This is a genomic window from Teichococcus deserti (assembly GCF_001982615.1).
Classification (GTDB): Bacteria; Pseudomonadota; Alphaproteobacteria; order Acetobacterales; family Acetobacteraceae; genus Pseudoroseomonas; species Pseudoroseomonas deserti.
The window spans coordinates 1-753 of the sequence record NZ_MLCO01000422.1 but is presented as its reverse complement, the minus strand read 5'-3'; the positions used below and the strand labels follow the sequence as shown (position 1 = coordinate 753).

Annotated in this window: 1 protein-coding gene; it reads right to left on the bottom strand. The window is 74.5% G+C overall.

Translation table 11 applies throughout. From position 1 onward, the window contains the following. On the bottom strand, positions 1-543 hold a 543-nt coding region (locus tag BKE38_RS28430; RefSeq protein WP_076960509.1), incomplete at its 3' end, for a response regulator transcription factor. Between the last annotated feature and the right edge of the window lie 210 nt (positions 544-753).

Here is a 753-nt window from a genome sequence, read left to right as displayed (position 1 = left end):
GAAATTGCTCAGCGCCGTCTCCAGACGCGGCTTGGCGACGAAGTTCTCCGGCGCCCGCATCAGGAGCTCCAGCACCATCATCTCGCGCCGGGGCAGCGGCTGGATCACGCCGTCCACCGTCAGGCGGCGCGTCGCCGGCTCCAGGCAGAGGCGCCCCAGCGTCAGCAGCGTCGCGGCCGGCACCGCGGCGCGGCGGCAGGCGGCGGCGATGCGGGCCACCACCTCCTCCAGCGCGACCGGCTTGATCAGATAGTCGTCGGCGCCGGCATTCAGCCCGGCGACGCGCTCGGTGAGGCGGGCGCGGGCGGTCAGCAGCAGCACCGGCAGCCGCGGATCGCGCCGGCGCAGCGACCGCAGCAGGTCGATGCCGTCGCCGTCGGGCAGGCCGAGATCGAGGAGTAGCGCCTGGTAGCCGATGCTGGCCAGCGCGGCCTCGGCCTCCGCAGCACTCGCGACATGGTCGACGGCCCAGCCGGCGCGCTCCAGGCCGGTCGCCAGCAGCCCGGCCAGGCGGGGGTCATCCTCGGTCAGCAGAATCCTCATGGCGCGGCCTGCCTAGCCTAGGCCGGCGACCAGGGAAACCCGGCGAGTAAAGTGAAAGACCTGTCAGCAGAATGACAGGTTGCGCCGCGAGACAGGGTCCGCCGCCACGGTGGCCGGCTCGGGCGAGCCGGGCAGGACCGGCGGGGGCCGGCCAGGTTGCGCATCCTCTGGCCGGCCCCCGCCACGGCGCTCCGCCCCCCGGAGCCCCCT